Annotated in this window: 19 protein-coding genes and 1 tRNA gene; 11 read left to right on the top strand and 9 right to left on the bottom strand. The window is 64.7% G+C overall.

Annotated features, from left to right (window positions below):
- Window positions 1-83: 83 nt before the first annotated feature.
- The 3 genes from N6L26_RS00240 to N6L26_RS00230 all read right to left on the bottom strand — a co-directional run bounded on the left by N6L26_RS00240 (window position 84) and on the right by N6L26_RS00230 (window position 4,214).
- Window positions 84-1,907 (bottom strand): DUF885 domain-containing protein, encoded by a 1,824-nt coding sequence (locus tag N6L26_RS00240; protein WP_263606069.1) that lies wholly within the window; start codon window positions 1,905-1,907, stop codon window positions 84-86.
- A gap of 136 nt (window positions 1,908-2,043) precedes the next feature.
- Complete coding sequence (locus N6L26_RS00235) at window positions 2,044-3,312, bottom strand: metal-dependent hydrolase family protein (protein ID WP_263606068.1); 1,269 nt, start codon at window positions 3,310-3,312, stop codon at window positions 2,044-2,046.
- Window positions 3,313-3,371: 59 nt separating this feature from the next.
- Window positions 3,372-4,214, bottom strand: a complete 843-nt coding sequence (locus tag N6L26_RS00230; RefSeq protein WP_263606067.1) for a MipA/OmpV family protein — start codon at window positions 4,212-4,214, stop codon at window positions 3,372-3,374.
- A 126-nt stretch (window positions 4,215-4,340) separates the two neighbouring features.
- Between N6L26_RS00230 and crtY the strand changes: the two genes are divergently transcribed.
- The 6 genes from crtY (at window position 4,341) to N6L26_RS00200 (ending at window position 12,315) form a co-directional block, all read left to right on the top strand.
- Window positions 4,341-5,516, top strand: a complete 1,176-nt coding sequence (gene crtY / locus N6L26_RS00225) for a lycopene beta-cyclase CrtY (RefSeq protein ID WP_263606066.1) — start codon at window positions 4,341-4,343, stop codon at window positions 5,514-5,516.
- The gene (locus N6L26_RS00220) at window positions 5,513-7,063 is read left to right on the top strand and encodes a phytoene desaturase (RefSeq protein ID WP_263606065.1); all 1,551 of its coding nucleotides are present in this window, start codon (window positions 5,513-5,515) and stop codon (window positions 7,061-7,063) included. The genes crtY and N6L26_RS00220 overlap by 4 nt, the downstream gene beginning before the upstream one ends.
- Window positions 7,064-7,071: 8 nt before the next feature.
- Window positions 7,072-7,653, top strand: coding sequence for a TIGR00730 family Rossman fold protein (locus N6L26_RS00215; RefSeq protein ID WP_263607315.1), 582 nt, complete (start codon window positions 7,072-7,074; stop codon window positions 7,651-7,653).
- A gap of 32 nt (window positions 7,654-7,685) precedes the next feature.
- Window positions 7,686-8,672 carry a phytoene/squalene synthase family protein gene (locus tag N6L26_RS00210; RefSeq protein ID WP_263606064.1) on the top strand — a complete coding sequence of 329 codons (987 nt, stop codon included), beginning with the start codon at window positions 7,686-7,688 and terminating at the stop codon, window positions 8,670-8,672.
- A gap of 122 nt (window positions 8,673-8,794) precedes the next feature.
- Window positions 8,795-10,666, top strand: a complete 1,872-nt coding sequence (locus N6L26_RS00205; RefSeq protein ID WP_263606063.1) for an acetyl/propionyl/methylcrotonyl-CoA carboxylase subunit alpha — start codon at window positions 8,795-8,797, stop codon at window positions 10,664-10,666.
- A 98-nt stretch (window positions 10,667-10,764) separates the two neighbouring features.
- Window positions 10,765-12,315: an acyl-CoA carboxylase subunit beta gene (locus N6L26_RS00200; RefSeq protein WP_263606062.1), complete on the top strand. Its 1,551-nt coding sequence runs from the start codon at window positions 10,765-10,767 to the stop codon at window positions 12,313-12,315.
- Here N6L26_RS00200 and N6L26_RS00195 read toward each other — a convergent pair.
- Window positions 12,312-13,583 (bottom strand): multidrug effflux MFS transporter, encoded by a 1,272-nt coding sequence (locus N6L26_RS00195; RefSeq protein WP_263606061.1) that lies wholly within the window; start codon window positions 13,581-13,583, stop codon window positions 12,312-12,314. The two genes, N6L26_RS00200 and N6L26_RS00195, sit on opposite strands and share 4 nt — an antisense overlap.
- 67 nt (window positions 13,584-13,650) lie before the next feature.
- Between N6L26_RS00195 and dinB the strand changes: the two genes are divergently transcribed.
- Window positions 13,651-14,769, top strand: a complete 1,119-nt coding sequence (gene dinB, locus N6L26_RS00190) for a DNA polymerase IV (RefSeq protein ID WP_263606060.1) — start codon at window positions 13,651-13,653, stop codon at window positions 14,767-14,769.
- A gap of 21 nt (window positions 14,770-14,790) precedes the next feature.
- Here dinB and N6L26_RS00185 read toward each other — a convergent pair whose 3' ends face one another.
- The 4 genes from N6L26_RS00185 to N6L26_RS00170 all read right to left on the bottom strand — a co-directional run bounded on the left by N6L26_RS00185 (window position 14,791) and on the right by N6L26_RS00170 (window position 17,060).
- The gene (locus N6L26_RS00185; RefSeq protein WP_263606059.1) at window positions 14,791-15,261 is read right to left on the bottom strand and encodes an NUDIX domain-containing protein; all 471 of its coding nucleotides are present in this window, start codon (window positions 15,259-15,261) and stop codon (window positions 14,791-14,793) included.
- A complete protein-coding gene (locus tag N6L26_RS00180) occupies window positions 15,249-15,869 on the bottom strand; it encodes a 6-phosphogluconolactonase (RefSeq protein WP_263606058.1) in 621 nt (206 codons plus the stop codon). The genes N6L26_RS00185 and N6L26_RS00180 overlap by 13 nt, the downstream gene beginning before the upstream one ends.
- A 73-nt stretch (window positions 15,870-15,942) precedes the next feature.
- Window positions 15,943-16,404, bottom strand: coding sequence for a Dps family protein (locus tag N6L26_RS00175; RefSeq protein WP_263606057.1), 462 nt, complete (start codon window positions 16,402-16,404; stop codon window positions 15,943-15,945).
- A gap of 92 nt (window positions 16,405-16,496) precedes the next feature.
- Entirely contained in the window at window positions 16,497-17,060 is a 564-nt protein-coding gene (locus N6L26_RS00170; RefSeq protein WP_263606056.1) for a hypothetical protein, read from the bottom strand.
- Between the two features lie 79 nt (window positions 17,061-17,139).
- Between N6L26_RS00170 and N6L26_RS00165 the strand changes: the two genes are divergently transcribed.
- Window positions 17,140-17,934, top strand: coding sequence for an SDR family oxidoreductase (locus tag N6L26_RS00165; protein ID WP_263606055.1), 795 nt, complete (start codon window positions 17,140-17,142; stop codon window positions 17,932-17,934).
- Between the two features lie 68 nt (window positions 17,935-18,002).
- Complete coding sequence (locus N6L26_RS00160) at window positions 18,003-19,073, top strand: PLP-dependent cysteine synthase family protein (RefSeq protein WP_263606054.1); 1,071 nt, start codon at window positions 18,003-18,005, stop codon at window positions 19,071-19,073.
- A 76-nt stretch (window positions 19,074-19,149) separates the two neighbouring features.
- Here the strand turns inward: N6L26_RS00160 and N6L26_RS00155 are convergent.
- Window positions 19,150-19,223: transfer RNA gene (locus N6L26_RS00155), tRNA-Gly, on the bottom strand.
- A 230-nt stretch (window positions 19,224-19,453) separates the two neighbouring features.
- Here N6L26_RS00155 and N6L26_RS00150 point away from each other — a divergent pair.
- Both N6L26_RS00150 and ligD read left to right on the top strand, forming a co-directional pair.
- Window positions 19,454-20,284, top strand: a complete 831-nt coding sequence (locus N6L26_RS00150) for a Ku protein (protein WP_263606053.1) — start codon at window positions 19,454-19,456, stop codon at window positions 20,282-20,284.
- A gap of 3 nt (window positions 20,285-20,287) precedes the next feature.
- The gene (gene ligD, locus N6L26_RS00145; RefSeq protein ID WP_263606052.1) at window positions 20,288-22,804 is read left to right on the top strand and encodes a DNA ligase D; all 2,517 of its coding nucleotides are present in this window, start codon (window positions 20,288-20,290) and stop codon (window positions 22,802-22,804) included.
- Window positions 22,805-22,842 lie beyond the last annotated feature (38 nt).

Raw genomic sequence — 22,842 nt, 5'->3', positions numbered from 1 at the left:
CGCGTCAGTTCGCGACCGAGGTAGCGCGCCAAGCGAGAGGGAGCCAGTTCGGGCGGGAGCCAATCCCCCGCCCGAACCGTGGTTCAGCTCGCCTTCGATGCGATCCAGCGGTCGATCTTGGATTCGAGCACCGGCATCGGCAGGCTACCCGTATCGAGCACTTCGGCATGGAATTCGCGAATGTCGAACTTGTCGCCGAGCTGCGCTTCGGCCTTCTCGCGCAGTTCCTGGATCTTGAGCGCGCCAACCTTGTAGGCGAGCGCCTGCGTCGGGATGGCGATGTAGCGCTCCACTTCGGCGACCACTTCGGTGCGGGTCATGCCCGAATTGGCGAGCATGAACTCGATCGCCTGCTCGCGGCTCCAGCCCTTGGCGTGGAGCCCGGTATCGACCACCAGCCGCATGGCGCGAAGCTGTTCGTCCTGCAGCGTGCCATAGCGGTTCCACGGATCGTCGAAGAAGCCCATTTCATAGCCCAGCGTCTCCGAATAGAGCGCCCAGCCTTCGACATAGGCAGTGTTGCCGCCAAAGCGCATGAATGCGGGCAGCGCCTCGTTTTCCCGCGCGAGGCTGATCTGGAAGTGATGCCCGGGCGCACCTTCGTGCAGGTAGAGCGTGACATTGCCCGTGGTGAGGCGGCTGGGCAGGTCATAGGCGTTGAAATAGAAGGTGCCGGGGCGCGAACCGTCGGGCGCGCCCGACTGGTAGGAACCGCCCGCCTGGAACTGCTCGATCGAGGGGTCGTAAGGCTTGATCTCGAGCGGGGTCTTGGGGACCAGCGAGAAATACTCGCCGATCTTGGCGTCCACTTCCTTGCCGATATCGTAATAGCTCTGCGTCAGTGCCTCGCGGCTTTCCGGCTTGAACTGTTCGTCGGTGCGAACGTAGTCGAAAAACTCACCAAGCGTGCCGGTAAAGCCGACCTCCTGCTTGATCTCTTCCAGGCCCTGCTTGATCCGGGCGACTTCGCTGAGGCCGAGATCGTGCAGGTAATCGGCGGTAAGCGGCAGCGTGGTCGTGTTCTCGATCATCTGCGCATAGAGCTTGTCCCCGCCCTTCATCTGGCTGAGGCCCACGCTTTCGCGTGCCACCGCCAGATATTCGTCACGCAGGAAATCGCGCATCGCCCTATCGGCCGCATAGAGTTCGGCAGTCTTGGCGGCATAGGCCTCGGTCAGGCGGGCCTTGTCTGCCTCGGAGAAGTCTTCGGGGAAGTTCTTCACCGGCTTCATGTACTGCGAATCCTCGATCGGGATCGCCAGCAGCGTGTCGAGCTGCTTGATCACGAGGCCGATGGTGAGCTTGGTCTCGACCACCCCGCTTTCCATGCCTTCGCGGAACTTGCCGATCGCGCGCTCGCCTATTTCGATATAGTCGTCATGGCGCGAGAGGTTGTCCTCGTAATTGGCCAGCGTCTTGAACTGCGCCGCGGAATCGCCGCTCGCGAAATTGGGATAGAAGGTGTGGAAGCCGGTGAAATGGTTGACCGGCCGCACTTCGGTGAGCGCGCGGATTTCATCGGTCTGCCCGCGCAGCGCCGATTCCTGGTTATATTTGAACACGTCATAGGCGAGCTGGTCGGTGTCGCTCAGCTCGCTGCGGTCGATCAGCGCCAGCTTGGCAAGATTGAGCTGCGTGTCGAGGCGGTTGGCATAAAAAGACGAATCGGTCAGGAAATCACCCAGCCGGTCGGCATTGCGATCATCGCCGCGGAACAGGCGGCCAAGCGGGTTGAGCTCGAGGCTGCGCGCATCCGATTCGGCGAACAAAGCGACCAGCTTGTCATGCTCGGTCGGTTCGGCGGCGGTTTCGGTCTCGGCATGGTGATCGCGCGCGAAGGCCGGATTGGCGGCCAGCGCGAGCGAAAGAGCGGCACCCGAAGCGAGTGCGTGGCGGACGAGTTTCATGGTAATTCCCCTGCTACCTGTATTACTTTGTTAAAACACGCTTCCGCGCCCGCACGCAAGCGCGCGGTGCGACGAAAGCGTGACAGTGTTCGACCAGCGCCATGCGCGGCGCCGCCGCGCGCAGTGCCGCGTTCGATCAGTCGATGACCCGCCCGCGAACCATTACCCAGCCAACGTTTTCAAGCGTGGCGGTATCGTCCAGCGGGTTGCCGTCGACCGCGATGATGTCGGCGGAATAGCCCGGTGCCAGCCGGCCGATCTGGCCTTCCATGCCCAGCACCTTCGCAGCATTGGTCGTCGCGGAGGCAAAGGCATCACGGTGGCTCATGCCCTGTTCGACCATCAGCGCGAATTCGCCTGCATTGCGGCCATGGCCGAACACGCCTGCATCGGTGCCGAAAGCGATCGGCACCCCCCAGCGCAGCGCCTTGCCCATGAACACGCGTGCGGTATCGGCGACGTCGCGGATCTTGGCTTCGACCACTGGCGTATAGACGCCCTGGCCCAGCCGTTCGGTGACCCCCTTGAACGCCATCAGCGTGGGCACCAGCACAGTGCCATTCGCCTTCATCGCCCGCGCGGCAGCTTCGTCGAGATAGGTGCCGTGTTCGATCGAATCGATACCCGCGCGGCTGGCAGCCTCGATCCCGCGTGCGCCATGCGCATGCGCCATGACCTTGAGGCCGAGCGAATGCGCGGTATCGGCAATGCTCTTCATCTCGGGATCGGTGAAATGCGCTTCGAGCCCGCGGCCCTGCTGGCTGAGCACGCCGCCTGTGGCGGTGATCTTGATAATATCCGCGCCATTCTGGCTGGCGAGGCGGACCTTCTCGGCGCATTCGACCGCGCCGGTGCAGGTGAACCCGCTGTCGAGCAGTTCGTTGACCTCGGGGCGGAAGCCGCTGACATCGCCATGCCCGCCCACGATCGCAAGCGCGGGCCCAGCGGCGATGATGCGCGGACCGTCGATGAATCCTTCTGCGGTTCCGCGCCGCAGCGAGAAGGCGCTGGCGGGGCCGCTGCCCGCTTCGCGTACGGTGGTGAACCCGGCGAGCGCGGTCAGCCGGGCATTCTTGGCGCCGACGACGACATCCCATTCATCGGGTTCGACCGCGCCTTTCCAGAAGTCGCCGCCGGGGTCGCCGGTCAGATGGACATGCAGGTCGATCATGCCGGGGGCGATCGTCTTGGTCTTGAGGTCGACCGTCTTCGCATCCGCGGGGCCGATGTCGAAACCATCGGTGATCGAGACGATCCGTCCATCGGTCACGGTAATGGTGGACGCCCCGCGCGGGGCGCTGTCGGCATCGACGATCACCGCCCCCGCATGGATGACGGTGGTGTCGGCCAGTGCGGGCGTGGCGATCAGCGCTCCGGCGAGCGCGAGCAGTGCGGTGGTTCTCATTCTCTATCCCCTTGGTTTCGCAAGGGGATGCCCGCACGGCCCGCGCGTATCAAGCCATATCAGAAAGTATAGCCGATCCCGAGTGCGCCCATCCACTGATCGGCACTGCCGCGGATCGCGGTGAACGGGGTCCGCTTGGAATCGCCCAGCTGGCGCGAATAACCGCCCAGCGCGATGAGGGCGAGACCGCCATTGGTCAAATCGCCATCGAGATCGATGCCGGTCAACAGGTTCACGCCGACGCTGTTCCAGCCGCCATCGGCCTGGAAGGCTGGCAGCGCGCCGCCAGCAGGGACCGAATAGTAGTATTCGGCATAATCGTCGTCGACATAGGTGCCGCTGACCGAGAGCGAAATCGCCGCACCGCGGCTGACCGGGGTGAAGTAGGTGACGCTGGGATTGACGGTCATGCCGTCATGCGCCCCGGCAACATCCCACAACGTGTCGATGTTGAAGCTGAGGCTGTCGTAGGGGTTGAGCACGCCCGGCAGGCTGACGCCGATCGTGGGGCCGACTTCGAAGGCCGTGTCGAGTTCGCCGTAGGACAGCACGACCTCGTCCTCGATCTGCGAGGCCCGGTTGCGGTTCAGCTTGGCCGCCACGCCCGCGGAAATTTTCGCGCCGTCGCTATCGTCATTGACGAAATCGAGCGCTGCGCCGCCGGGGCGCGGGCTGATGCGGACGCCGCCGATCTTGCCCTGGATGATGGGAATTGCCGACACGACGTAATCGTCCGACCCGTCGTAGCTGGGGGAATAGACGGCTCCGGCGCCGATCGAGATCCAGGTGTCGTCGTAAACGACATCTTCGCCGCCCTCGGGCAGTGCCTCGACATTCTGGGCGAGCGCAGGTGTCGCGCAGATAAGCGCAAGCGAACCGGTTGCGGCGAACAGTGACTTCATGATGGATCCCTCGGTAAATCTAATTGTCGTCCAACTATCGTCACAGTGCCACGTTCCCGTCGCTTGTACCAAACCGTTTGCCGCATGTGCGCTTCACCCCTAAGTCCTGCGTCAATGAGCGGGCGCATGATCGATCTGGCTATCGTCGGCGGCGGGCTGGCTGGCGGGCTGGCCGCGCTGGCGGTCCATCGCGCGCATCCGCATATGCTCATCGCGCTGTTCGAGGCGAAGGACACGCTTGGTGGCAACCACCGCTGGAGCTGGTTCACCAGCGATCTCGACGCGGATGGCACCGCGTTGCTTGCTGAATTTCGCAAAACCGAATGGGATGCGGGCTACACGGTGCGCTTCCCCGGCCATGAGCGGCGCCTGTCATCGACCTATCGCTCGCTCGCCAGCCACGATTTCGACGCTGCGCTGCGCCGCGAACTGCCGCAGGACGCAATCCGCACGCAGGCCAGCGTCACCCGGCTTGCCCCCGATGGGGTCACGCTGGAGGATGGCGAGCACATTCCTGCGCGGGTGGTGGTCGATTGCCGCGACTTCGAGCCTTCGCCGCATCTGCGCGGCGGCTGGCAGGTGTTCATGGGTCGCCATCTGCGCACCTCCATGCCGCATGATGTCACCCGCCCGATCGTGATGGATGCCCATGTCCGGCAACACGGCGCCTACCGCTTCGTCTACAGCCTGCCGCTGGGGGCAGAGGAGCTGTTCGTCGAGGATACCTATTACGCCGACGAGCCCGTGCTCGATCGCAATGCGCTGTCGGGCCGGATCGACCGCTATTGCGAAAGGGCGGGCTGGCACGGCGACATCCTCGGCGGCGAGACCGGCGTGCTGCCGGTCATTACCGGGGGCGATTTTGCCGCCTATCGCCGCGATCTGGGTCCGCCGGGCGTGGTGCGCGCTGGCGCGCGTGGCGGCTTCGTCCATCCGCTGACCAGCTATACCCTGCCCTTCGCGGTCGCCAATGCGCTGGCGCTGGCGCGCGAGGCGCGGCTGCCGGGCGAACAGCTTGCCGCATTGTTCGACAAGCGCGCGCGCGATCACTGGCGCGCGATGCGTTTTTACCGCAGCCTTGGCCGGATGCTGTTCGATGCGGCGCGGCCCGAGGAACGCTATCGCGTGTTCGAGCGCTTCTATCGCCTGCGCGAACCGCTGGTCGAACGCTTCTATGCGGGGCGCACGACGCGCCTCGACAAGCTGCGCATCCTCTCGGGCAAACCGCCCGTACCTGTATTCGCTGCCATCCGGGCGCTGCTTGGCAAGGGCAGGCCGCTCGTCCATGAAAGATCTCCATGACCCCCGACACCGTCACCCCCCTCTCCACCAGCGATCCCGTCGAACCGCGCGAGCCCGTTGCCACCGGCCGCACCGCCTGCGTCATCGGTGCGGGCTTTGGCGGGTTGGCGCTGGCGATCCGGCTGCAATCCGCCGGTATCCAGACCACCGTGGTCGAAGCGCGCGACCAGCCGGGCGGGCGCGCCTATTTCTGGGAACGCGACGGCTTCACCTTCGATGCGGGTCCGACGGTCATCACCGATCCCGACTGCCTCAAGGAATTGTGGGCGCTGTCGGGGCACGACATTGCCGAGGATGTCGAACTGATGCCGGTGATGCCGTTCTACCGGCTCGCCTGGCCCGACGGGACGCAGTTCGATTATTCGAACGACGAGGAACAGCTGTTCCGCGAAATCGCGCAGCTCAACCCGTCCGATGTCGCGGGCTACCAGCGCTTCCTCGAATATTCCGCGGCGGTTTACGAAGAAGGCTATGTCAAGCTGGGCCATGTGCCCTTCCTCGATTTCAAGTCGATGCTCAAGGCGGCGCCCGCACTGGCCAAGCAGCAGGCCTGGCGCAGCGTCTATTCGATGGTATCGAGCTTCGTCGACAATGAGAAGCTGCGCGAGGCGCTGAGCTTCCACACGCTGCTGGTGGGCGGCAACCCGATGAAGACCAGCAGCATCTATGCGCTGATCCACAAGCTCGAAATGGATGGCGGCGTGTGGTGGGCCAAGGGCGGCACCAATCGCCTGATCGCGGGCATGGTGCGCCATTTCGAACGGCTCGGCGGGACCGTGCGGATGCATGATCCGGTGGTCCAAATCCACACGCTGGGCAAGCAGGTGAGCGAGGTCGAAACGCACTCGGGCTGGCGCGAACGCTTCGATGCCGTGGCCAGCAATGCCGATATCATGCACAGCTACAAGGACCTGCTCGCCGGATCCAAGCGCGGCGCGGATTATGCCCGCAGCCTGTCGCGCAAGAGCTACAGCCCGAGCCTGTTCGTGGTCCATTTCGGGATCGAGGGCAGCTGGCCGGGTATCCCGCACCACATGATCCTGTTCGGGCCGCGCTATAAGGGCCTGCTCGAGGATATTTACGATCACGGCGTGCTGCCGCAGGATTTCTCGATCTACCTGCACCATCCCACGGTGACCGATCCGACCATGGCGCCCGAGGGGATGAGCACGTTCTACGCGCTGGTCCCGGTCGCGCATATGGGCAAGCTGGCGGTCGATTGGGAGGAAATGGGCCCGCTGCTCGAGAAGCGCATCCTGGATGAACTCGAACGCCGACTGATCCCCGATCTCCAGGCGCGGATCGTCACCAAGTTCCACTACGCACCGCGCGATTTCGCGATGGATCTGAACGCGCATATGGGCAGCGCCTTCAGTCTCGAGCCGGTGCTGACGCAGAGCGCCTATTTCCGCGGGCACAATCGCGATGATGTGCTGGACAATTTCTACCTCGTCGGGGCAGGGACTCATCCCGGCGCCGGGATTCCCGGCGTCGTGGGCAGCGCCAAGGCGACTGCCGGACTGATGCTGGAGGATCTCGCGGAATGAGCCGCAAACTGAACCGTATCGCCGTCTATTGCGGCTCCGCCTCGCCCGGCGACCCGCGCTATATCCAGCTGGCGTATGATGTCGGGCGCGGACTGGCCGAGCGCGGCATCGGCGTGGTCTATGGCGGCGGACGCCTCGGCCTGATGGGCGCGACCGCGCGCGGCGCGCTGGAAGCGGGCGGCGAAGTGATTGGCGTGATCCCCGATGCACTGGCCAATAGCGAAGTCGCCAATCACGATTGTACCGAGCTCTACACCGTCGGCGGCATGCACGAACGCAAGCAGCGTTTCACCGATCTCAGCGACGGTTTCGTCACCATTCCCGGCGGGGTCGGCACGATGGACGAATTGTGGGAAGCGATGAGCTGGGCGCAATTGGGCTATCACGGCAATCCGGTCGGTCTGCTCAACGCCTTCGGCTTTTACGACGAACTGATCGCCTTCAACAGCAAGATGGCGCAGGTCGGCTTTGTGCGTCCGGTGCATCAGAAGATCCTGGTGCATGACACCACGCTTGCCGGGCTGCTGGACCGGATGGCAGCCTATGAACCGCACACCCCGATCTTCCAGATGAAGGCCGACGACCTCTGAGCAAGCCGCGCACCCTCGTCCAGTCGCGCTATTTGCGCGCCACCCCGGCCCGCGCCGGGGGTGGCCGCGATCGCGCGGTACTGGTCGACAAATCGCTCGAGTCGATCGAGCAGGGCTCGCACAGCTTCGCCGCTGCCTCGAAGCTGTTCGACCGCGCCACGCGCGAGCGCAGCTGGCTGCTCTACGCCTGGTGCCGCCGCTGCGACGACATTGCCGACAATCAGGACAAGGGCGGCCCGCTGGGCGACCAGGGCAATCTGAAAGATGCCGAGGACCGGGTGCAGGCGCTGCGCGTCCTCACCAAGCGGGCCTTCGAGGAACAGCCGACCGCCGATGCCGCCTTCGACGCTTTCGGCCTTGTCGCCGACGAATGCGGGCTGACGCTGGCCGAGGCCAACGACGTGATCGCCGGGTTTGCGCTCGACGCCGCGCGCTGGAGCCCCACCACCGAAGCCGACATGCTGCGCTACTGCTATCACGTCGCGGGCGCGGTAGGAATCATGATGGCGCGGATCATGGGGGTGCACCCGGACGATGGCGACACGCTCGATCGCGCCTGCGACCTCGGGCTGGCATTCCAGATGGCCAATATCGCGCGCGATATCGTCGAGGATGCCGAGGCCGGGCGCTGTTACCTGCCGCGGACCTGGCTCGATACGATGGGCTGGCAGGCGGGCGAACACGCGCTGCCCGAAAACCGTTTCAAGCTCGCCAGCCTGATGCCGCGCCTGATCGCGTTGATGGAAAAGCACGAGGCAGCGGCCAAGCTGGGTGCCAAGCGCCTGCGCTTCCGCCAGCGCTGGGCGGTATTGGCCGCAGCACGGATCTATGGCGCGATCGGGCGCAAGGTTCTTGATCGCGGGCAGTTGGCCTGGGACACGCGAACCCGGGTGAACGGGTTGGAGAAGGTGTGGCATATGTTCGCTGCCTTCTTCGAGGCGATCTGGAACCGCCCGGCCCAGCCGCAGGAGCCGATCATCTGGTCGCGCCACGATTTCAAGCCGGTGGCCGGCTGGTAGGCACCCGCGATTTGGATTCGGGGCCGCTCGAGATGGCTTCCCGAGTTCAGCCGATACCCGGCGCGGCAGATCGCTTCGCCAACCCCTCGCAAAGACCCTGGAAATGGGTTAGCGGCACCGCCATGATCCAAAAGCTCCTTATCGCCAATCGCGGCGAAATTGCCTGCCGCATCATCCGCACCGCGCGCGCCATGGGCGTGGCGACGGTCGCGGTCTATTCGGACGCCGACGCCAGGGCGCTGCATGTCCGGCAAGCCGACGAGGCAGTGCATATCGGCCCCTCGCCCGCCGCCGAAAGCTATCTCGTCGGCGACAAGATCATCGCCGCGGCCAAGCAGACCGGTGCGGATGCTATCCACCCGGGCTACGGCTTCCTGTCCGAGAACGCTGCCTTTGCGCAGGCCGTGATCGACGCGGGGCTGATCTGGGTCGGCCCCAAGCCGTCGAGCATCGAGGCGATGGGGCTGAAGGATGCCGCCAAGAAGCTGATGCGCGCAGCGGGCGTTCCCGTAACGCCGGGCTATGAAGGCGAAGACCAATCGGTCGCGCGCCTCAAGTCCGAAGCCGACGCGATCGGCTATCCCGTGCTGATCAAGGCCGTCGCAGGCGGCGGCGGCAAAGGGATGCGCAAGGTCGACGCGCCCAAGGATTTCGAAGCCGCGCTCGAAAGCTGCCGCCGCGAGGCGAAGGCCAGCTTCTCCAATGACGAAGTGCTGCTGGAGAAGTGGATCACCTCGCCGCGTCATATCGAGGTGCAGGTGTTCGGCGACAGCCACGGCAATGTCGTCCACCTGTTCGAACGCGACTGTTCATTGCAGCGCCGCCACCAGAAGGTGATCGAGGAAGCCCCCTCCCCCGGCATGGACGCTGGCACGCGCGAGGAAATCTGCGCCGCCGCCGTGCGCGCGGCCAAGGCGGTCGATTACGAGGGCGCGGGCACGATCGAATTCATCGCCGACGCCAGCGAAGGCCTGCGCGCCGACCGCATCTTCTTCATGGAGATGAACACTCGCCTGCAGGTGGAGCATCCGGTGACCGAAGAGATCACCGGGGTGGATCTTGTGGAGTGGCAGCTGCGCGTCGCCAGCGGCGAGCCGATCCCGCTGAAGCAGGAAGATCTGCGCATAGACGGCCACGCCATTGAAGCGCGGCTCTATGCGGAGGATCCGGCCAGCGGCTTTCTCCCTTCGACCGGCCCGCTCGACCATTTCGACCTCGGCAGCACGGGACGGATCGAAACGGGTGTCGCCGAGGGCGATATGATTTCTCCGCATTACGATCCGATGGTGGCCAAGCTGGTGGTGTGGGAAGAGACGCGCGACAGGGCGATCGAGACACTGGCCGACATTGCCGAGAGCGTCGAAGTGTGGCCGGTCAAGACCAACGCCGCCTTCCTTGCCAACGCGCTGCTCGAAGACGATTTCGTCGAGGCCGAACTCGACACCGGCTTTATCGAACGCAAGCTCGACCGGCTGGTCGGCGACGACGCACCCGATGATGCGATCTGGCAGGCCGCAGCCGATTTTACCTTGCTCGATGCGCTGGAAGAAACCGCTCCGGCGGCGATCGGATTTCGCCTCAATGCCGCGCCGCGCGTTGCCACCACGCTGTGCTACAAGGGCGAAAGCCGGACCATTGCCGTGACCGGCGAGCGCGATGCCGCGCATGCGACCGGCTTCGTCGAAGATGCGCGGACCGTGGTCTTTGCGGACGGCCAGAGTTTCGAATTCGCGCTCGAAAGCCGCGGCAGCGGGGCCGCTGCAGCTGGCGACGGGGCGATCCTCGCCCCCATGCCGGGCAAGGTCATCGCGGTCGATGTGGCCGAGGGCGATGCGGTCACCGCCGGCCAGCGCCTGATAGTGCTCGAAGCAATGAAGATGGAACACGCGCTTACCGCGCCGTTCGATGGGACCGTGACCGAACTCGCCGCCAACGAAGGCGGGCAGGTGCAGGTCGAGGCGGTGCTGTGCGTGGTAGTGCCGACCGAGGAATAGCCGTCATCCCAGCGAAAGCTGGGATCGCCATCGAAGTCGTGCCCGGTGGAAAGCGTTCCCAGCTTTCGCTGGGATGACGGTTTGCTTATGGGGTGGGGATGACCTGGGAAAAAGAACTCGAGGAACTGCGCCGACGTGAAGCGCTGGCCGAGGAAATGGGCGGGCCCGACAAGGTTGCCCGCCAGCATGGCCGCGGCAAGATGGATGCCCGCGCCCGGCTCGCCGCGCTCTGTGATGACGGCACCTTCCGCGAGATCGGCAAGATCGCGGGCAAGGGCAGCTACGACGAAGACGGCAATCTCGAGAGCGTCCTGCCTGCCCCCTTCCTGTTCGGCAAGGCGCTCGTAAACGGCCGCCCGGTCGTCGCCACGGCGGATGATTTCACCATTCGCGGCGGCGCGGCGGATGCCGGGATCAGCCGCAAGATGGTCCAGGCGGAGAAGATGGCGCACGAGCTCAAGCTGCCGATCATCCGCATGATCGACGGCACCGGCGGCGGCGGCAGCGTCAAGACGCTCGAACAGATCGGCGCGACATACATTCCCGCGGTCCCCGGCTGGGGCGACGTGGTAACCAATCTCGATACAATCCCGGTGGTCGCGCTCGCGCTTGGCCCCACTGCAGGCCTCGGTGCGGCGCGTGTGGTCGCCAGCCATTATTCGGTCATGGTCAAAGGCCTGAGCCAGATCTTCGCGGCCGGCCCGGCAGTGGTCGACGGACTGGGCGAAAGCTACAAGGGGTCGACCGACCACCAGCAGGCCAAGGAAGACCTCGGTGGCAGCGGCATCCATACGCGCAATGGCGTGGTCGACGACGAGGTTGCCAGCGAGGCAGAGGCCTTCGCGCGCGCTCGTCATTTCCTCGCCTTCATGCCCGAACATGTCGGCCAGCTCGCGCGCCGGTCCAACTGCACCGATCCGGTCCATCGGCGCGAGGAGGATTTGCTGAGTCTCGTCCCGCGCGATCCCAAGGCGGTCTATTCGATGCGTCGCTGCATGGAGATGGTGTTCGACCAGGGCACCGTGTTCGAAATCGGCCGCATGTGGGGCCGCGCCTGCATCACCGCGCTGGCCCGGCTCGACGGCTGGCCGGTGGCGGTGCTTGCCAGCGACCCGTCCTATCTCGGCGGGTCGTGGGATGCAAAATCGAGCGAGAAGGTCGAACGCTTCATCAAGCTGGCCGACCAGTTCCGCCTTCCGATCGTCCATCTGGTCGACAATCCCGGTTTCATGATCGGGCGCGAAGCGGAAATGGCAGGGACGATCCGCTACGGGGTGCAGGCGATGAACGCGGTCTACAAGGCCAGCGTCCCGCTCGCCTCGGTCGTGCTGCGCCGCGCCTATGGTATTGCCGGCAGCGCCATGTCGAATGCCGAGACCTACCAGTACCGCTTCTGCTGGCCGTCGGGCGACTGGGGCAGCCTGCCCATCGCGGGCGGATTGGAAGTGGCCTACAAGTCCGATCTCGAAGCCGCCGAGGACCCGGAAGCCGAACTCGCCGCGATCCGCGCGCGGCTGGACCAGGTAACCTCGCCCTTCCGCAGCGCCGAACGCTTCAATGTCGAGGACATCATCGACCCGCGCGACACCCGCCCGTTGCTGTGTGAATATGCCGAGCTTGCCTGGCGCAGGCTGGAAAGCGAAGCCTAGTCTTCGTCCATATCGGGTTCGGGCGGGCCGAACAGCACGCCGCGCTCCGAATAAAGCACCAGCAGCAGGCTAGCGAGCGCCGTTACCAGCAGCGCCAGCGCCAGCGGGCGCGCGGTGCCGTCATAGGCATAGCCCACGCCGGCGCCGAGCAGCGCGCCGGTGGTCATCCGCAGGAAACTTTGCGCGCTCGATGCGGCACCCGCGATGTGGCGAAAGGGCTGCATCGCAATCGACCCGAAGTTCGCGCCGATAAAGCCAAGCAGGCTCATATTCGCCGCCATCAGCGGGAGGAAGGTCCACAGGCTTTCGTTCGGCTGGATGGCGAACCACAGCTGCAGCCCGGCGATGATGATGAACAGGAACAGCGCGGTATGGCTCACCCGCCGCGCACCGACGCGTTCGACGATCCGGCTGTTGGACCAGTTGGCGAGCGCCATGCAGCCGGCGCAGATCGCGAACAGCAGCGGGAACATGTCCCCAGCGCCAAACGCCTCGCCGATCAGCTGCTGCGAGGAATTGATGAAGCCGAACAGCCCGCCGAACACCAGCGCGCTGGCCAGCGTATAGCCGATCGTCGAGCGCAAGGTCACCGCGCTGCGCATGTTGTTGGCGATGACCGCGATGTCGATTGCTTGCTTGTCGGCCTCGTGCAGCGTTTCGGGCAGGCGGACATAGACCCAGGCGGTCATCGCCACGCCCAGCACCGCCATCGCCACGAAGATCCACCGCCAGTCGCCCAGGAGCAGCAGGACGCCCTGCCCGATGCTGGGTGCCACGGCGGGCACCAGCAGGAAGATCACGAAGATAAGGCTCATCATCCGTGCCATCTTGTCGCCGCCCACGCGGTCGCGGATGATCGCCGGGGGCAGCGCGATTATGCCTGCGGCAAAGAACCCCTGCAGCGCGCGCAGCACGATCAATTGCGAGAAACTGGTCGCCGCCGCGCAAGCGAGCGACAGGACGATGTAGAAAGCCAGCGCAGTGAACAGCACCGGCCGCCGGCCATAGCGATCGGCAAAGGCGCCGGGGACCAGCGTGCCGATCCCCGCGGCGAGCAGATAGACCGCGACCACGAATTGCCGGTCGTTCCCCGCCGCGCCCAGCGTGATCGCCAATTCGTCGAGCGCGGGCAGGATTGCGTCGATGCCAAAGGCGTTGCACGCCATCAGCAGGGCCATCATCCAGATGAGCTCGCGCTCGCCGATCCGTCGCCCATGGGCGGCTTGGGCTATCGGGCGCTCGCCGCCGGCAAGGGGTTCGTTTCGCATCTGCACCAAATGGCAGGTGACGGACAAGGTTCCGCTTTGCAACCCACAGTCCTATCTGGGGTCCATCATGAGTGACGCGAAAGACACGGAGGAGGCAGGCGAAGCCGATGGGCTGCGGAAGATCATCCATGTCGATATGGATGCATTTTTCGCCAGCGTCGAACAGCGCGACAATCCCGAACTGCGCGGCAAGCCGGTGGCGGTGGGCGGGTCGAGCGGGCGCGGCGTGGTCGCCGCCGCCAGTTACGAAGCGCGGCGGTTCGGCGTGCGTAGCGCCATGCCCTCGGTCACCGCAAAGCGGCTGTGTCCCGACCTGATCTTCTGCAAGAGCCGCTTCGACGTCTATCGCGCGGTCAGCCAGCAAATCCGCGCGATCTTCCGCCACCATACCGAACTGGTCGAACCGCTGAGCCTCGACGAAGCCTATCTCGATGTGACCGAGGACAAGCTCGGTATCGGTAGCGCCACGCGGATTGCCGAGCTGATCCGGCAGGAAATCCGCGCCACGACGCGGCTGACCGCAAGCGCGGGGGTGAGCTACAACAAGTTTCTCGCCAAGATCGCCAGCGACCAGAACAAGCCCGACGGGCTCTGCGTCATTCGCCCCGGGCAAGGCGCGGCCTTCGTTGCCGAACTGCCGATCCGCCGGTTCCACGGGGTCGGCCCCAAGGGCGCGGAAAAGATGGCGCGGCTGGGGATCGAGACGGGCGGCGATATCGCGGCCAGGGAGATCGAGTGGCTGCGCGCGCATTTCGGCAGTTTTGCGGACTATCTCTACCGCGCCGCACGCGGGATCGACCTGCGCCCGGTCCGCTCGAGCCGTATCCGCAAATCGGTCGGCGGCGAACGGACCTTCAGCCGCGATTTGTCCGCAGGTGCAGAACTGCGCGAGACGATGGAAGACATTATCGATATCGTCTGGGGCTATATCGAGCGTGCCGAAGCCCGCGGCCGCACGGTCACGCTCAAGATGAAATACAGCGATTTCCAGATTTTCAGCCGCGCGAAAACTCTCGACCAGCCGATCGCCAGCAAGGCCGAATTCGCCGCGATCGGCCGCGCGCTGCTCGAAGAGGTGCTGCCGCTGCCCATGCCGATCCGGCTGATGGGGCTGACGCTGTCGAAGCTCGAACGCGAGGGCGATGACGAGGACCAGCGCCCCGACGCGCAGCTATCGCTTCTCTAGGACCCGAGCCGAATCCGCAGGTCAGTTCTTGCGGTTCTGCCACAGTGCAAGCCGCGCCGCGGTGCGCGCGCTGAGCGGTTCGGGCAGCGAATGGATCGGGAAAAACCGCGCTTCCACCACTTCGCGCCCGTCCACCCGCGGCATCGCATCGACCACACCGGCAAAGATATGTGCGCTCTGCGGAGCGCCCGAGAGTTCTTCCTCGATCACCCCCAGCAGTTTCAGCCCTTCGACGGTGCAACTGATTTCCTCGCGGATTTCGCGATGGGCGGCCTGTTCGGGAGTTTCGCGGCGCCCGATCCCGCCGCCGGGCAGGAACCAGCCCGGCGGACCGTAGCTGTGACGCACCAGCAAAATCTGACCGCCGAGGTCGCGCGCGATCACGCTCACCCCCGCACCCGTCCGGCCGCTGGCCTTGCGCCAGTGATGGCGCAATCGGTGGGCCAGACGGAGTACCAACCGATGCAGCGGCTTGGGTATCAGGTGAAGCATGTGACCGGCTGTTTAGCTGCGCCCAGCAGACGCGCAACCGGGAAATCATGTTTGCCCACAAGGGCTTGTTCGAAAATGGCACGCTTTCGGTCACCGCGGATGACGAACAGCAATGCCGCGCTGTCGAGCAGCGCAGGCATGGTCAGGCTGATCCGGTCGAAGGGCGCCTCGGGTGGCAGCGGATCGGGGGTCAGGCGCACGATCCGGCGCGGATCGTCGACCTGCGGATCGGTATTGGGGAAGAGCGAGGCGATATGGCCGTCGGTGCCCATGCCGAGCCAGGCCAGCGCGAACGGCGGCACCGCTTCCATTTCGGTCAGCGTGACCACTTCGGCCCCCGCAGGTTCGAAGAGGTCGCGCAACCGGCCGGTGTTCGATGCAGCATGATCTTCGGGCACCACCCGGTCGTCGCCTGGCCAGACGACCAGCCGGGTCCAGTCGAGATCGTGCGTCAGCAACGCTTCGATAATCGGGAACGGGGTCGAACCGCCCGGCACGGTGATCGTTACCGGTCCGGCGCTCGCGCTCAGCGCCTCGCCCAGCCGTGTTGCCAGCCAGTCGGCTATGGCCGCATCATTGCAGCCCTCGACGATGGTCACATTTTCCATGCATCCCTGATACACCAAGGCCGCCCTTCCCCAAGGGGAAAGGCGGCCAGTGTACCTGTATGGTGCGGGTTGCCTACTTACTGGTCTGGTTGAGGAACCAGATGCGCTCCTCGCATTCGTCGATCCAGTCGTCGACCACGCCGCTGGTGGCGTTATCGCCCGCTTCTTCGGCCGCCTCCTTCACTTCGCCGAGGCGCTTGTGGAGCGTCTTGTTGTCATCGCGCAGTTCCTTGACCATCGCGTCGGCCGAGAGCGTGACATCGTCCTGATCCTTGATCCGGGTGTTCTTCGTCACACTGCCGATCGAGGTGAGCGTGTATTCGTCGTTCTTGCGCACGCGCTCGCCGAGATCGTCGACCGTGCCGACCAGCTGGGCAGCCTGTTCGTCGAACAGGACGTGAAGGTCGCGAAAACGCGGCCCTGCCACATGCCAGTGGAAGTTCTTGGTCTTGAAATAGAGTGCCACGGTATCGGCCAGCGCGCCATTGAGCGCGCTCACGAGACCGGCTTTCGAATTATCGCCAACTTCTGCCATTATGATTTGCCCCTTCGTAAATATGGAATTCACCAGACTAACGCGAAACTTCGGCTTGGGTTTCTCGATTATGGGCGGTCTCAGTGATCGGTTTATCCGATAATGCCGCGTGCGCTCAGTCCCGTAACTGCGGCAAGGATAAACAGGATCAACGCCAGCGCGATCCTGATTGCGCGCAGCGGGAGCCTTTCCTCCAGCGCCAATCCGAGCGTCCAGCCCACCGCCACTGCGCCGCCGCCGCCCAGCGCCCCGCCCAGCCCCGCGAGCGGCCAGTAGGCGAAGACCACCGCGAAAGCCGCGACAAGGAAACGCGAGGCATCGGTCAATTGCCGCGCGAAGAGCACGATCGCGATCGCGCCGAGCGAGCGGGTCGGTTCCCTCGGCGTCTTTTCGCGATTGGGCCACGCGCATTCGGCCGCCGCGAGCAGCAGGGCGATGGCGACGAACATGGTCGCCGCATCTTCCGACATGGTCTCGGCCAGCCAGGCCCCCGCCCATGCCGCGATACCCGCAGTGACGGCCGAACTGGCCAGCGCCACGACGAGCAATGGGGTGGACGCGCCCAGCACGCCCGCCAGCCGCGCGACGAGCAATTGGTCGCGCGCTCCCGTCGCGGTCAGGAAGCTGGCGACCATGGCAAACAGCAGCGATGTCATGGCAGTCTCGGCTCCCCTTCCTCTACCCGGCCGCTTGCGATAGCACGGGCGCAAGGGAAACATAGAGGGGAGAGCAAGAGTGAAACTGGAACAGGGCATGGCTGCCGTCGTCACCGGCGGGGCATCGGGTCTGGGCAAGGCGAGCGCGCAGGCGCTGGCCGATGCGGGGCTCAAGGTGACGATCTTCGACGTGAATGACGAAGCCGGCGAAGCGCATGCCAGGGCCATCGGCGGCACCTTCGCGCATGTCGATATCACCGACGAACAAGCGGTCATCGACGGTTTCGCCAAGGCGCGCGGCGCGCATGGCCAGGAGCGCGTAACAGTCCATTGTGCAATGACCAGCCGCCGCGGCAAGACGCTCGGCTGGGACAAGGCAAGCGGCGGCTACAAACGGCTGTCGACCGAGGATTACGCATTCGGAGCGGAGGGCATCCTCGTTTCGTCCTACCGGATCGCCAGCCTCTCGGCGCTGGGCATGGCCAATGCGGAACCGCTGAACGAGGATGGCGAGCGCGGCTGCATCACGCTGACTGCCAGCGTCGCCGCGCAGGACGGGCAAATCGGCCAGGTCATCTATGGCAGTTGCAAAGCCGGGGTAAACGGCCTCGTCCTGCCGATGGCGCGCGATCTGATGGACCTCGGCATTCGCGTAAACTCGGTCATGCCCGGCATTTTCGCAACGCCGCTGATGCTCGGCATGAAGGACCGCAACCCGCAGATGTGGGACCAGCTCAATGCCAGCGTACCCTTCCCCAAGCGGCTCGGCCATCCGGAGGAATTCGCCTCCCTCATCTGCGAGATTGCGCGCAACAGCTATATCAACGCGCACCAGTTCCGGCTCGACGGCGCAATCCGCATGCCGCCGAGATAGCGTGTTCGGAGGATAGCCTCGCCCACGGGGCTTCCCCTCCCCCGTCTGTGCGATAGAAGGGCCCCATGATGACGAAGCGCGAATGGGCAAGCTGGGCGATCGGACGGATCGAAGCGGATTTCAACCGCTCGGCCGACACCCACCTGATCCCCCTGCCCGTCCCCGCGCTGCCCGACGTCGCGATCTATCTGAAAGACGAATCGAGCCATCCCACGGGCAGCCTCAAGCACCGGCTTGCCCGCTCATTGTTTCTCTACGGCCTGTGCAATGGCTGGATCTGCGACGGCACGCCGGTGATCGAGGCTTCAAGCGGCTCGACCGCCGTGTCCGAGGCCTATTTCGCGCGGATGCTCGGCCTGCGTTTCATTGCCGTCGTCCCCCGCTCTACTGCGCAGGCGAAGATCGACGCGATCGCCTTCTACGGCGGCGAATGCCATTACGTCGACCATCCGGCGGAAATGTACGGCGCGGCGCAATCGCTCGCGGCCGATCTGGGCGGGCATTACATCGACCAGTTCACCTATGCCGAGCGCGCGACCGACTGGCGCGCCAACAACAATATCGCCGAATCGATCTTCGCGCAGATGGCGTATGAACCGTATCCGGTCCCGCAATGGATCGTCTGCGGCGCGGGCACCGGCGGGACCTCGGCCACGATCGGCCGCTTCGCGCGCTACAACCGCCATGCCACGCGGATTTGCGTCGCCGACCCCGAGGGCTCGGTATTCCACCGCCATTGGGCGGATCGCTCGATCGAGCGGGTCGAGCATCCTTCAGGCTGTATCGAGGGGATCGGCAGGCAGCGGGTCGAACCGAGCTTCCTGCCCGATGTGGTCGACCGGATGGAAACCATCACCGATGCCTGTTCGATCGCCGCCACGCACGAGGTGAGCGAACGGCTCGGCCGGCGCTGCGGCGGCTCGACCGGGACCAATGTCTGGGCCTGCGCGACGCTCGCCTCCGAGATGGCCGCGCGCGGGATTAAGGGGTCGATCGTCTCGATCCTGTGCGACGACGGCGCGCGCTATGCCGATACGATCTTCGATGATGGCTGGCTGGCGCAGAAGGGCTTCGATATCGCGCGCGAACGCAGGAAAATCGCGCATTTCTTCGACACCGGCACCTTCGCCGCCGGCTAACCAGCGCCGAGTCCGCATAGTCGCGCCGAGTCCGCATAGTCGCGCCGAGTCCGCATAGTCGCGCCGGCGGAAGGGCTGGAGCGGGTGAAGGGAATCGAACCCTCGTCGTCAGCTTGGGAAGCTGCTGCTCTACCATTGAGCTACACCCGCAAGGCACTGGCAATCGCGGAGAAATCGAGCTGGCCACCACGAGGGTTGTCGGTCGGCTCGCTCGCGCTGCCTGTAATGCGCGGGCCGCTTGCCACGATCCCCGGTATTTGGTCAATACAGGACTGAGGGGCTCCCGCCCTGCAAGGGAGTGGGGCGCCGGACGCGCCGCCGTCCACGCGCGCAGGAACGCATATGCGCCCGGAACGCTGTTTCGCCTGAAGGGAAGGCACATGGCAGCACGCGCGTATTGGCAGGGACAGATCAGGCTGGCGCTGGTTTCGATCCCGGTGGAAATCTATTCCGCGACCAAGTCGGGGGCGAAGATCCGCTTCAACCAGATCCACGAACCCAGCGGCAAGCGCATCTCCTACGAGAAGGTCGTGCCGGGGATCGGACCGGTCGACCGCGACGAAATCATCAAGGGCTACGAGGTTTCGAAGGGCAATTACGTCCTGCTCGACGAGGACGAGATCGACGCGGTCAGGATCGAGAGCAAGCGGACGCTGGAACTGGTGCAATTCGTCGACGCCTGCGAAATCGACCCGCTGTATTTCGAAAAGCCCTATTACGTCGCGCCGCAGGACGAGCTCGCCGAGGAAGCGTTCATCGTGCTGCGCGAAGCGCTGCGCAAGGCCAAGAAGGTCGCGCTGGGCCAGCTGTCGGTGCGCGGCAGCGAGAAACTGGTCGCGATCAAGCCATGCGGTCGGGGCCTGCTGCTGGAAACGCTGCGCTACGCCGACGAAGTGCGCGCAGGCCAGTCGTTCTTCGACGACATCGACGATGCCAAGCCCAAGAAGGAACTGCTCGAGCTGGCGAACACGCTGATCGAGCAGAAAAGCGCGCCCTTCGATGCGAGCGAGTTTCAGGATCGCTACGGTCAGGCGCTGCGCAAGCTGATCGACAAGAAGGCGAAGTCGAAGAGCAAGACCGCGGTGATCGAGGATGTCGACGATCCCGACAGTGCCAGCGGCTCCAACGTCATCGATCTGATGGCGGCGCTGAAGAAGTCGGTTGGGGAGGAGAAGCCCAAGAAGACATCGCGCGGCAAGAAGTCCGCCTAGACCATGGCCGCGCGCAAGGACCCCCTCGCCGAATACAACGCCAAGCGCGATTTTTCGCTTACGCCCGAACCGTCAGGCAAGCCGCTCGCCAGCGAGACCGGCAATCGCTTCATCGTCCAGAAGCATGACGCGACCCGGCTGCACTGGGACCTGCGGCTGGAAGTCGACGGAGTGCTGAAAAGCTGGGCAGTGACCAAGGGACCATCCCCCGATCCCGACATCAAGCGGCTGGCGGTGCGGACCGAAGACCATCCGATGTCCTATGCCGATTTCGAAGGGGTCATACCCAAAGGCGAATATGGCGGCGGTACGGTGATGCTGTGGGACCGCGGAACGTGGGAGCCGATCGAGGGCAAGAGCGCCAGCGATCTGGACGAAGGGCACCTGCACTTCTGTCTCGAAGGCGAACGGATGAAGGGCGAATGGCTGCTGATCCGGCTCAAGCAGAAGCCCGGGGAGAAGCGCGAGAACTGGCTGCTGCGCAAATTGCAGGACGACCATGCCGAAGCGGGCGATGGGCTGGTCCAGCGCGAATTGACCAGCGTGCTGACCGGACGTTCGATGGCCGAAATCGCCAGCGACAAGCAGGGCGAATATCCGCTGGCGGGGAAGAAGGACGATGCTTTCCTTGCGCAAATGCAGAAGGCCTCCGCCCGCAATGTCGGCAAATCCAAATCCAAACGCCGCAAGGTTGCCCCGCTGCCCGATTACCGCAAGCCGCAGCTCGCGACTCTGGTCGACGACGTGCCCGCCGGCAATCGCTGGATGCACGAGATCAAGTTCGACGGCTATCGCACGTTGGTGGCGGTCAAGCGCGATACGGTCCGCGTGTTCACCCGCAACGGCAAGGACTGGACCGACAAGTTCGGCCCGTTGGTCGAGGCGATTGCCGCGCTCGATCTGCCCTCGTGCCTGATCGACGGCGAAGTCGTCGCTTACGACAGCAAGGGCAATCCCGATTTCTCCACCCTGCAACAAGTGCTTAAGCGCGGGCATGGATCGCAGGGCAAGGAGGACAAGCTCGCCTTCTATGCCTTCGACCTGCTCGAACTCGATGGCGAGGATCTGACCGGTCTGCCCAATATCGAACGCAAGGAACGTCTCGAAGCCCTGCTCGACGCCGCCGATCCGCCGATCCATGTCGCCGAACATGTGCTGGGCGCGGGCGAGAAGCTTTACCGGACGATGTGCGGTGCGGGGCAGGAAGGGATCATCTCAAAGACGGTCGATGGCAAGTATGCGGGGCGCCGCAGCAAGTCCTGGGTGAAAGTCAAATGCACCCGGCGGCAGGAATTCGTGATCATCGGATGGAAGAAGTCGAGCGCGAAGGGGCGGCCGTTCGCTTCGCTGCTGGTGGCGCAGCATGAAGGCGGCGACCTGGTGTACAAGGGCAATGTCGGCACCGGCTTTTCCGCCGACGATCTCGACGATCTAGCTGGCAAGATGAAGCGTCTGAAGCGCAAGACCCCGCCCGCCGAGGTTGATCGGGCATCCTCGCGCGGAGTCACCTGGGTCACGCCCAAGCTGGTCGCGGAAATCGCCTTTGCCGAGTTTACCGCCGACGGGAATGTCCGCCACGGCAGCTACCTAGGTCTGCGCGATGACAAGGATGCGAGCAGCGTCAAACCCGAGGCACCAGCCAAGCCGGTCGAAACCAGTGACGCGGTGAAAATCTCCAGCCGCGACCGGGTGATTTTTCCCGACAGCGGCCAGACGAAGGGCGCGCTGGCGGACTATTACGACGCGGTCGCCCCGATCATGCTGCCCTTCGCCGCGCGGCGCCCCATCAGCCTGGTGCGCTGCCCGTCAGGCCGCGCGAAGAAGTGCTTTTTCCAGAAGCACGACAGCGGCAGCTTCGGCGATGCGGTGCACCACGTACCGATCCGCGAGAAAGATGGTGGGCACGAGGATTACCTGTTCATCGACGAGGCGCGCGGGCTGCTTCAATGCGTGCAGATGGGTACGATTGAGTTCCACGGCTGGTGCGCGCGCTCGGATGCGGTCGAACGGCCCGACCGGATGATCTTCGATCTCGATCCCGACGAGGGGCTGGGGTTCGACGAGGTCAAACAGGCGGCGCGCGATATTCGCGCGCAGCTGGCCGATCTCGGGCTGACCAGCTTTGCCATGCTGACGGGCGGCAAGGGCGTGCATGTGGTGGTGCCGCTGACCCCCGGCCATGACTGGAACCAGCACAAGGATTTCTCGCGCCGGTTCGCCGAAGCGCTGAGCATGGCCGAGCCCGACCGGTTTACCGCCACCATGAGCAAGGCCAAGCGCAAGGGACGGATCTTCATCGACTGGCTGCGCAACCAGCGCGGCTCGACTGCCGTACTGCCCTATTCGGCGCGCGCTCGCTCGGGCGCGCCGGTCGCCATTCCGCTCGCGTGGAACGAGCTGAAAGGGATGGACAATGCGCATCCCTATTCTATCGACGATGCCAAGACCCTGCTTGATCGCGCGCAGTCGAAATCGCTGCACGGCTGGGGTTTTGCCGACCAGCGGCTGCCCGACCTGTAGGCGGCAGCACCGACCGGATATTTTCAGAGACGCGGACA

The organism is Qipengyuania sp. SS22, assembly GCF_025736935.1.
Taxonomy (GTDB): Bacteria; Pseudomonadota; Alphaproteobacteria; order Sphingomonadales; family Sphingomonadaceae; genus Qipengyuania.
Note: the sequence above shows the minus strand (reverse complement) of the source record. Positions and strands in the feature narration are given on the sequence as shown.

Coding starts and splice junctions, on each gene's coding strand:
- N6L26_RS00240 (WP_263606069.1), bottom strand. CDS start 1,907: ATGAAACTCGTCCGCCACGCACTCGCTTCGGGTGCCGCTCTTTCGCTC.
- N6L26_RS00235 (WP_263606068.1), bottom strand. CDS start 3,312: ATGAGAACCACCGCACTGCTCGCGCTCGCCGGAGCGCTGATCGCCACG.
- N6L26_RS00230 (WP_263606067.1), bottom strand. CDS start 4,214: ATGAAGTCACTGTTCGCCGCAACCGGTTCGCTTGCGCTTATCTGCGCG.
- crtY (WP_263606066.1), top strand. CDS start 4,341: ATGATCGATCTGGCTATCGTCGGCGGCGGGCTGGCTGGCGGGCTGGCC.
- N6L26_RS00220 (WP_263606065.1), top strand. CDS start 5,513: ATGACCCCCGACACCGTCACCCCCCTCTCCACCAGCGATCCCGTCGAA.
- N6L26_RS00205 (WP_263606063.1), top strand. CDS start 8,795: ATGATCCAAAAGCTCCTTATCGCCAATCGCGGCGAAATTGCCTGCCGC.
- N6L26_RS00200 (WP_263606062.1), top strand. CDS start 10,765: ATGACCTGGGAAAAAGAACTCGAGGAACTGCGCCGACGTGAAGCGCTG.
- N6L26_RS00195 (WP_263606061.1), bottom strand. CDS start 13,583: ATGCGAAACGAACCCCTTGCCGGCGGCGAGCGCCCGATAGCCCAAGCC.
- dinB (WP_263606060.1), top strand. CDS start 13,651: ATGAGTGACGCGAAAGACACGGAGGAGGCAGGCGAAGCCGATGGGCTG.
- N6L26_RS00185 (WP_263606059.1), bottom strand. CDS start 15,261: ATGCTTCACCTGATACCCAAGCCGCTGCATCGGTTGGTACTCCGTCTG.
- N6L26_RS00180 (WP_263606058.1), bottom strand. CDS start 15,869: ATGGAAAATGTGACCATCGTCGAGGGCTGCAATGATGCGGCCATAGCC.
- N6L26_RS00175 (WP_263606057.1), bottom strand. CDS start 16,404: ATGGCAGAAGTTGGCGATAATTCGAAAGCCGGTCTCGTGAGCGCGCTC.
- N6L26_RS00170 (WP_263606056.1), bottom strand. CDS start 17,060: ATGACATCGCTGCTGTTTGCCATGGTCGCCAGCTTCCTGACCGCGACG.
- N6L26_RS00160 (WP_263606054.1), top strand. CDS start 18,003: ATGACGAAGCGCGAATGGGCAAGCTGGGCGATCGGACGGATCGAAGCG.
- N6L26_RS00150 (WP_263606053.1), top strand. CDS start 19,454: ATGGCAGCACGCGCGTATTGGCAGGGACAGATCAGGCTGGCGCTGGTT.
- ligD (WP_263606052.1), top strand. CDS start 20,288: ATGGCCGCGCGCAAGGACCCCCTCGCCGAATACAACGCCAAGCGCGAT.